This is a genomic window from Duganella sp. GW821-FHT01E12, from assembly GCF_059422325.1.
Genome location: NZ_JBWKWR010000006.1, coordinates 110,266 through 119,330, shown reverse-complemented (window position 1 = coordinate 119,330; position 9,065 = coordinate 110,266). Strand labels below are relative to the sequence as shown.

Sequence of the window (9,065 nt, the reverse complement as noted above, 5' to 3'; positions counted from 1 at the left end):
GCGGTTAGTTCAGCTGGTTAGAATACTTGGTCGACATCCAAGGGGTCGCAGATTCGAATTCTGCACCGCCCACCAGATTACGTAGTAAAGCAGTAAAAGCGCAGTAAAATAGCAGTACCACGGGCGGTTAGTTCAGCTGGTTAGAATACTTGGTCGACATCCAAGGGGTCGCAGATTCGAATTCTGCACCGCCCACCAGAACATGTAAGAGCGAGAAAGGCAATCCGGTTATGACACCGCGAACTACTACCAAGCTTTGGGAGTGACGCTAGTCGATCGGGATTCTTTTGCTCAAAAAAAGAAAAAACGCGGCTAGTCCGCGTTTTTTTTCGTCCGCGTTTTTATTATCATTTTTTGTACCACTACCTGGCGCCCGCGCCGAAATGGAGATCGTTATGCTTTCAGTTCGCCTTCCCGATGGTTCTGCCCGTGAATTCGACGGCCCAGTCACCGTTGCACAAGTGGCGTCCAGCATTGCAACCAGCCTGGGCAAGGCCGCGCTGGCCGGCAAGGTGGATGGCAAAGTGGTGGATACCTCTTTCCTGATCGAGAAAGATTCCGACCTGGCCATCATCACCGACAAGGACCCTGAAGGTCTGGACGTGATCCGCCACTCGACCGCACACTTGCTGGCCTATGCGGTGAAGGAGCTGTTCCCCGATGCGCAAGTGACCATCGGCCCGGTCATCGAAAACGGCTTCTACTACGACTTCTCGTACAAGCGTCCGTTCACGCCTGACGACCTGGTCGCCATCGAAAAGAAAATGGCCGAGCTGGCCAAGAAGGACGAGCCGGTCACCCGCAAGGTGCTGCCGCGCGACGAGGCTGTCGCCTACTTCAAGTCCATCGGCGAAGCCTACAAGGCCGAGATCATCTCGTCGATTCCCGCCGACCAGGATGTATCGCTGTACACCGAAGGCAGCTTCACCGATCTGTGCCGCGGCCCGCACGTGCCGTCGACCGGCAAGCTCAAAGTGTTCAAGCTGATGAAGTTGGCCGGCGCCTACTGGCGCGGCGACAGCAAGAACGAGATGCTGCAGCGTGTCTACGGCACCGCCTGGACCAAGAAGGAAGACCAGGAGCAGTACCTGTTCCAGCTGGAAGAGGCGGAGAAGCGCGACCACCGCAAGCTGGGCAAGCAGCTGGACTTCTTCCACTTCCAGGACGAGGCGCCGGGCCTGGTGTTCTGGCATCCGAAGGGCTGGACCATCTGGCAGCAGGTTGAGCAATACATGCGCAACAAGTACCAGGTCAACGGCTACCAGGAAGTGAAGGCGCCGCAGATCCTGGACTCCAGCTTGTGGGGCAAGACCGGCCACTGGGACAACTATCGCGAGAACATGTTCGTGACGGAGTCGGAAAACCGTTCCTACGCGCTGAAGCCGATGAACTGCCCGGGTCACGTGCAGATATTCAACAGCAATATGCGTTCGTACCGCGACCTGCCGCTGCGCTACGGCGAGTTCGGCCAGTGCCACCGCAACGAGCCCTCGGGCGCGCTGCATGGCATCATGCGCGTGCGCGGCTTCACCCAGGATGACGGCCACATCTTCTGCACCGAAGAGCAGATCGAGCCGGAAGTGGTGGCCTTCCACACGCAGGCGATGGAAGTCTACAAGGACTTCGACTTCAACAACATCGAAGTCAAGCTGGCGCTGCGTCCGGACAACCGCATCGGCACCGACGAGGTGTGGGACGAGGCCGAGGACGCGCTGCGTTCGGGCCTGCGCGCCTGCGGCGTGACCTGGACCGAATTGCCGGGCGAGGGTGCCTTCTATGGTCCGAAGATCGAGTACCACCTGAAGGATTCGCTGGGCCGCCCATGGCAGGTCGGCACGATGCAGGTCGACTTCTTCATGCCGGAGCGCCTGGGCGCCGAATACGTGGCGGCCGACAACAGCCGTCAGGTGCCGGTCATGCTGCACCGTGCGATCGTCGGCTCGATGGAGCGCTTCATCGGCATCCTGATCGAGAACTACGCGGGTGCCTTGCCGGCGTGGCTGGCGCCGGTGCAGGTATCGGTGCTGAACATCTCCGATGCGCAGGCCGAATATGTGGCGCAAGTGGCTGAAAAGCTGCGCCGGAGCGGGTTCCGCGTGCAGACCGATTTGCGCAACGAGAAAATAACCTATAAAATACGTGAACATTCCGTCCAAAAACTGCCCTACATCCTTGTAGTTGGCGATAAAGAGCGGGATGCCAATACCGTGGCTGTGCGGGCACGGGGCAATGTCGATTTGGGCGTCATGTCCATCGATGCCCTGATCGAGCGACTCCAGCAAGACGTCGCCAACAAAGCCTGATCGCGCAGTCCTTCATTAGATTTTAAAAGGAATCACCATAGCTACTGACAAGTCGCATCGCATCAATGGCGAAATCACTGCCCCTGAAATGCGTTTAAGTGGGGTCGATAACGAGCCTCTCGGTATCGTGACTTTGGCCGAAGCCTTCCGCCTGGCGGAAGAAGCAAACGTCGACCTGGTCGAGATCGCGCCTACCGCGGTCCCGCCGGTCTGCCGTTTGATGGACTACGGCAAATTCAAGTATTCGGAGCAGAAGAAGGCTCACGAAGCGAAATTGAAGCAGAAAGTCATCTCCGTGAAGGAAGTCAAATTCCGTCCGGGCACCGATGACGGCGACTACAATATCAAGCTGCGTAACCTTATCAAGTTCCTCGACGAGGGCGATAAAACCAAGATCACGCTGCGTTTCCGCGGCCGTGAAATGGCGCACCAGGATATTGGCTTCCGTATGCTGGAACGCCTGAAAGCCGATCTGGAGCCATACGGCCAGGTCGAGCAGTTCCCGAAGATGGAAGGCCGCCAGATGATCATGGTCCTGTCTCCGAAGAAAAAGAAGTAATCTTGCCGTAACCGCAAGCATAAGAGGCGCCCCGGCGCCTCTTATAATTTGTGGTGCAGAATTGCAGCATCTGGTCTATAATTGCCGGCTGTTGTAATGTAGTGGACTCGCATCTGCTGCAAAAACAAGTGAAAGCAGGCATCTAAGTGTGACGTAGTGTCACCACCTGCAATCCTGTTTGATATGGAGCTACCCAAGAGGGTAGATTGCTATGCCAAAAATGAAAACCAAAAGCTCCGCGAAAAAACGTTTTCGCGTGCGTCCAGGTGGTACTGTTAAATCGGGTATGGCGTTCAAGCGCCACATCCTGACCAAGAAGACCACCAAGAACAAGCGTCAGCTGCGCGGCACCCGTAACATCAACGCTTCGGACGTCACGTCCGTCATGCGTATGATGCCAACCGCTTAATCTCACAACTAAGGAGTTACTATGCCTAGAGTAAAACGTGGGGTTACAGCTCGTGCCCGTCATAAAAAAGTATTAAACCTGGCCAAGGGTTACCGCGGTCGTCGCAGCAAGGTATACCGTATTGCCAAGCAAGCAGTGATGCGCGCTGGCCAGTACGCTTACCGCGACCGTCGTAACAAGAAGCGCGTCTTCCGCCGTCTGTGGATCGCTCGTATCAACGCCGCTTCCCGTGAGCATGGCGTTACCTACAGCGTCTTCATGAATGGTCTGAAGAAAGCTTCGATCGAACTGGACCGTAAAGTCCTGGCCGATATGGCAGTGATGGACAAGCCAGCGTTCGCTGCGATTGTCAACGCTGTGAAAGCAAAAATCGCTGCTTAATACGCATTGATTTGGACGCGCGATCCCGGCAACGGGTCCGCGACTGAGAACGGGGCAAAGGTTGAAACCTGTGCCCCGTTTTTGATTGAGGATAAGAAAAACGCATGGACTCCCTGGAACAACTCGTCGCCTCAGCAGTGCAGGATTTCGACGCGGTCAAAGATGACGCCGCCGCACTGGAAAATGCCAAAGCCAAATATCTGGGCAAGACCGGCCAGATCACCGAATTGATGAAGGGGTTGGGCAAGCTCGACCCTGAAGCGCGCAAGGCGCAGGGCGCCCTGATCAATGCTGCCAAGGGGCAGATTGAAGCGGCGCTGACGGCCCGGCGCGACGCGCTGGCCGACGCCCAGATGCAGGCCCGCTTGAACGCCGAGGCCATCGATGTCTCGCTGCCTGGCCGCGGACGCGCCGGCGGCGGCATCCACCCGGTGATGCGGACCTGGGAACGTGTGGAAGAGATCTTCCGCTCCATCGGTTTCGACGTGGCCGACGGCCCCGAGATCGAAAACGACTGGACCAACTTCACGGCGCTCAACAGCCCGGAAAACCATCCCGCCCGCTCGATGCAGGACACCTTCTACATCGAGGGCAACGACAGCGAAGGCAAGCCGCTGCTGCTGCGCACGCACACCAGCCCGATGCAGGTGCGCTACGCCCGCAGCCACACGCCGCCGATCAAGGTGATCGCGCCCGGCCGCACCTACCGCGTCGACAGCGACGCCACCCACTCGCCGATGTTCCACCAGGTCGAGGGCCTGTGGATCGCCGAGAACATCAGCTTCGCCGACCTCAAGGGCGTGTACCTGAACTTCGTCAAGGCCTTCTTCGAGACCGACGACCTGCAGGTGCGCTTCCGTCCGTCGTACTTCCCGTTCACCGAGCCGTCGGCCGAGATCGATATCGCCTTCGGTTCCGGTCCATTGAAGGGCCGCTGGCTGGAGATTTCCGGCTCGGGCCAGGTCCATCCTTCGGTGGTGCGCAACTTCGGCCTCGACCCGGAAAAGTACATCGGCTTCGCGTTCGGCTCCGGCCTGGAACGCCTGACGATGCTGCGTTACGGCGTCAACGACCTGCGCCTGTTCTACGAAGGCGACCTGCGCTTCCTGAAGCAGTTCAACTAACAATAACGAAACGGTCGAGCGCCGCCGAGGCGCGCGCTCCCGTCGGACTATCTTTGAAGGCTTGATTATGCAATTCTCCGAAAACTGGCTCCGTACCATGGTCGATCCGAAGATGACTTCGGACGAACTGGCCCATCTGCTGACGATGTCCGGCCTGGAAGTGGAAGAAGTCGAAGCGGTGGCGCCACCGTTCTCCAACGTGGTCGTCGGCCACGTGCGCGAGATGGCCAAGCATCCGAACGCGGATCGCCTGAACGTCTGCCAGGTCGATGTCGGCACCGGCACCTTGCTCAACATCGTGTGCGGCGCGCCCAATGTGCGTCCCGGCCTGAAGGTCGTGTGCGCGATGGCCGGCGCCATCCTGCCGCCCGGCGCCGACGGCAAGCCGTTTGAAATCAAGGTCGGCCAGCTGCGCGGCGTCGAGTCGCAGGGCATGCTGTGCTCGGCCAAGGAACTGAAATTGTCGGAAGAGGGCAGCGGCCTGCTGGAACTGCCGGACGACGCGCCGGTCGGCCAGAACTTCCGCGACTACTACGCGCTCAACGACCTCAAGTTCACCATCAAGCTGACCCCGAACAAGGCGGACTGCCTGTCGGTGCTGGGCGTGGCGCGCGAAGTGTCGGCCCTGACCGGCGTGGCGCTGCACGTGCCGGCGTTCCGCCCGGTCGCCGTCAACAGCGCCGAAGTGCTGCCGGTGAAAATCTCCGCGCCGGACCTGTGCGGCCGCTTCTCCGGCCGCGTGATCCGCAACCTCAACGCCAAGGCCGCCACGCCGGACTGGATGAAGCAGCGCCTCGAGCGCAGCGGCCAGCGCTCGGTGTCGGCGCTGGTGGACATCTCCAACTACGTGATGCTGGAGCTGGGCCGTCCCACCCACGTGTTCGACCTGGCCAAGATCCACGGCGGCCTGAACGTCCGCTGGGGCAAGGCCGGCGAAACCCTCAAGCTCCTGAACGGCAACACGGTCACCGTTGACGAATGGGTCGGCGTGATCTCGGACGACAAGGAAATCGAATCGCTGGCCGGCATCATGGGCGGCGACGCCACGGCCGTCTCGCTGGAGACCGAGGCTATCTACCTGGAAGCGGCGTTCTGGTGGCCGAACGCCATCCAGGGCCGCGCCCGCAAGTACAACTTCTCGACCGACGCGGCGCACCGCTTCGAGCGCGGCGTCGACTACGCGACCACGGTCGAGCACATCGAACGCATCACCTCGCTGCTGGTGGAAATCTGCGGCACGCCGACCACGCAGGTGGGCCCGGTCGACGACCAGATCGTCAATGTGCCCAAGCGCGCGCCGGTGCAACTGCGCACCGCCCGCGCCCAGAAGGTGATCGGCGTGGCGCTGGACGATAAGACCATCGCCGACATCTTCACCCGCCTGGCGCTGCCGTTCACGCTGGCCGACGGCGTGTTCTCCGTGACCGCGCCGTCGTACCGCTTCGACATCGAAATCGAGGAAGACCTGATCGAGGAAGTCGCGCGCGTCTACGGTTTCGAGAACATCCCGACCGTGGCGCCGGTGGCCGCCAACACCATGATCATCGCGCCGGAAAACACCCGCTCGCTGTTCGCCGTGCGGCACCAGCTTGCCGACCTGGGCTTCCAGGAAGTGGTCAACATGAGCTTTGTGGAAGCGGCCTGGGAGCAGGACTTCGGCGGCAACGCCAACCCGATCAAGCTGCAGAACCCGATCGCCAGCCAGATGAGCGTGATGCGCTCGACGCTGATCGGCAGCCTGGTGGCCAACGTGCGCTACAACCTGAACCGCAAGACCAGCCGCGTGCGCCTGTTCGAGATCGGCGCGGTCTACCTGCGCGACGACAGCGTGGCCGACGGCCCGCTGACCGTGGCCGGCTACCACCAGCCCAAGCGCGTGGCCGCCATGGCCTACGGTAACGTGGCCGACGAGCAGTGGGGCCAGGACAACCGCGCGGTCGACTTCTTCGACCTCAAGGCCGACCTGGAGCATTTGTTCGCGCCGCTGCCGCTGCGCTTCGTTAAGGCCGAACATCCGGCGCTGCATCCGGGCCGCTCGGCGCACGTGCTGCTCGACGGCAAAGTGGTCGGCTTCATCGGCGAACTGCATCCGCGCTGGCTGCAAAAGTACGAACTGCCGCACGCGCCGGTGGTGTTCGAGGTCGATGCTGTTGCCTTGCAGCAACGCACTGTGCCAGAATACGCCGAGATTTCCAAGTTCCCGGGCGCCACGCGCGACCTGGCCGTGGTGGTCAAGCAGCATGTTCCAGCGCAAGATCTGCTGGATGCGTTTAATGCAGCAGTGCAATTAAGTCCGCAGGGCAAGATCGTGCAAGCCATTGTTTTGTTTGATGAATATCGTGGCAAAGGACTGGAGGCGGACGAAAAATCGCTTGCTTTCCGCTTTAGCTTGCAAGATACTCAAAATACGCTGCAGGACGATGTGGTGGAAGCGGTGATGAGCGCGGCCGGCGTGGCCGCCACGCAAAAACACGGCGCCCGTCTGCGCACGTAAAGAGCTTGGGCGTCGTTTCCGCGCCAGCGGGAACGGCGTGGTTGATCGATCATCTGGGAGTCCGGCCTGTGCCGGACTCATTCGTTCTTAGATAAGGCAGGGCAGGAAAATTAATAACAACGACGTAGATTCCGCCGTACTCCAATCCGCATTGGCTGCCGATTTGCATCGGGCCATGCAGGTGGCCAAGGTACGCCAGGATGCGGAAAAAGATTTGCCTACGCTGACCAAGGCGGAGCTGGCCGAGCTGTTGTTCGAACAGGTCGGCCTGAACAAGCGCGAGGCCAAGGACATGGTGGAAACCTTCTTCGACGAGATCCGCAACGCGCTCGAGCGCGGCGAGGCCGTCAAGCTGTCCGGTTTCGGCAACTTCCAGCTGCGCGACAAGCCGCAGCGTCCGGGCCGCAACCCGAAGACCGGCGAAGAAATTCCGATCACGGCGCGGCGCGTGGTGACCTTCCATGCCAGCCAAAAACTCAAGGGCATGGTCGAAGAGAGCAATCCGATGGCGCGCGCCGCCTGAGTTGGGACTGAGCCGTGATGAATGACCGCCTCGCCAAATCCGAACTGGTTGTGCTGCCGCCCATCCCGGCCAAGCGCTATTTCACGATCGGTGAAGTGAGCGAGCTGTGCGGCGTGAAGCCGCATGTGCTGCGCTACTGGGAGCAGGAGTTCACGCAGCTCAAGCCGGTCAAACGGCGCGGCAACCGCCGCTACTACCAGCACCACGAGGTGCTGTTGATACGCCGCATCCGTGAACTGCTGTACGAGCAGGGCTTCACCATCAGCGGCGCCCGCAATAAGCTCGACAGCCGCGCGTACGACGCCGCGGCGGCGGAGTATGATGGCAGCTTGGCTGTCAACGGCTTGCCGGCGGCGGACGTTCCTGCTCCGCTGGACCGCGAAATGATACGCGGCGAACTGCTGGCGATACTGACTTTGCTCAAGCAGTCCTAGGGCGCACTACTGCCGTGAAATGCGGCTAGCGGAGTGATTGCTGCTATAATTTCAACATTATTCACATCAGCTACGCTGATAGACGGTGGCGTGAAGTCCGTTGGGGCCCATGGCGCAACAGCCGGACAAAACGAGGGGAAACAATGATACGCGTTGCCATTTGTGACGACCATCAGATAGTAAGAGCGGGATTCAAACAGATTTTTTCGTCGGCGGACGATTTCGACGTGGTGGCGGAAGCCGGTACCGGGCGTGAGGCGCTGGAAATCGCGCGGCGCGAGATTTGCGACGTGCTGTTGCTCGACATCGCCATGCCCGACCAGAGCGGCATCGACACCCTGCGCACCATCCGCCAGGGCCAGCCGGATCTGCCTGTGCTGATCCTGTCCGGTTATCCGGCCCAGCAGTACGCGCTGAACCTGTTCAAGATGGGCGCCAACGGCTACCTGAACAAGGAGTGCGAGGCGGACGAGCTGATCTCCGCCGTGCGCACCGTGTTCCAGGGCCGGCGCTACGTCAGCTCCACCGTCGGCGAACTGCTGGCGCAAAGCTTCGACCGCGATCCGAACACGGCGCTGCATACCGAGTTGTCGGATCGCGAGTTCCAGGTCTTCCTGCGGCTGGCGCGCGGCGCCACCGTGTCCGACATCGGCGTGGCGCTGTCGCTGAGCATCAAGACCGTCAGCACCTACCGCACCCGCATCATGGAAAAAATGGGCATGCAGTCGAATTCCGACCTGACCTACTACGCGATGAAGAACAATCTCCTCGATTAGCAAGTTGCGCCAAAGCGCCCGCAGCTTCGTTGCGGGCGCTTTGGAGCAGCTTGCCAGGGGGC

Annotated in this window: 9 protein-coding genes and 1 tRNA gene; all 10 read left to right on the top strand. The window is 60.5% G+C overall.

Going from position 1 to position 9,065, the window contains the following annotated elements; genetic code table 11:
* Positions 1 to 121 precede the first annotated feature (121 nt).
* Positions 122 to 198 (top strand) — tRNA-Val (locus tag AC07WS_RS18175).
* Positions 199 to 395: 197 nt separating this feature from the next.
* Complete coding sequence (gene thrS / locus AC07WS_RS18170; protein WP_486062604.1) at positions 396 to 2,303, top strand: threonine--tRNA ligase; 1,908 nt, start codon at positions 396 to 398, stop codon at positions 2,301 to 2,303.
* Positions 2,304 to 2,322: 19 nt separating this feature from the next.
* Positions 2,323 to 2,862 (top strand): translation initiation factor IF-3, encoded by a 540-nt coding sequence (gene infC, locus AC07WS_RS18165; RefSeq protein WP_494730661.1) that lies wholly within the window; start codon positions 2,323 to 2,325, stop codon positions 2,860 to 2,862.
* A 211-nt stretch (positions 2,863 to 3,073) separates the two neighbouring features.
* Entirely contained in the window at positions 3,074 to 3,271 is a 198-nt protein-coding gene (gene rpmI, locus AC07WS_RS18160; RefSeq protein WP_008449407.1) for a 50S ribosomal protein L35, read from the top strand.
* A gap of 21 nt (positions 3,272 to 3,292) precedes the next feature.
* The gene (rplT, locus tag AC07WS_RS18155; RefSeq protein WP_008449404.1) at positions 3,293 to 3,652 is read left to right on the top strand and encodes a 50S ribosomal protein L20; all 360 of its coding nucleotides are present in this window, start codon (positions 3,293 to 3,295) and stop codon (positions 3,650 to 3,652) included.
* A 104-nt stretch (positions 3,653 to 3,756) separates the two neighbouring features.
* Positions 3,757 to 4,776 (top strand): phenylalanine--tRNA ligase subunit alpha, encoded by a 1,020-nt coding sequence (pheS, locus tag AC07WS_RS18150; RefSeq protein ID WP_494730434.1) that lies wholly within the window; start codon positions 3,757 to 3,759, stop codon positions 4,774 to 4,776.
* A 67-nt stretch (positions 4,777 to 4,843) separates the two neighbouring features.
* The gene (gene pheT, locus AC07WS_RS18145) at positions 4,844 to 7,270 is read left to right on the top strand and encodes a phenylalanine--tRNA ligase subunit beta (protein ID WP_494730433.1); all 2,427 of its coding nucleotides are present in this window, start codon (positions 4,844 to 4,846) and stop codon (positions 7,268 to 7,270) included.
* A gap of 175 nt (positions 7,271 to 7,445) precedes the next feature.
* The gene (locus AC07WS_RS18140; protein ID WP_019919772.1) at positions 7,446 to 7,793 is read left to right on the top strand and encodes an integration host factor subunit alpha; all 348 of its coding nucleotides are present in this window, start codon (positions 7,446 to 7,448) and stop codon (positions 7,791 to 7,793) included.
* 17 nt (positions 7,794 to 7,810) lie between these two features.
* Positions 7,811 to 8,227: a MerR family transcriptional regulator gene (locus tag AC07WS_RS18135; RefSeq protein ID WP_494730432.1), complete on the top strand. Its 417-nt coding sequence runs from the start codon at positions 7,811 to 7,813 to the stop codon at positions 8,225 to 8,227.
* 143 nt (positions 8,228 to 8,370) lie between these two features.
* Positions 8,371 to 9,003 (top strand): response regulator, encoded by a 633-nt coding sequence (locus AC07WS_RS18130; protein ID WP_494730431.1) that lies wholly within the window; start codon positions 8,371 to 8,373, stop codon positions 9,001 to 9,003.
* The last annotated feature ends 62 nt before the right edge of the window (positions 9,004 to 9,065 follow it).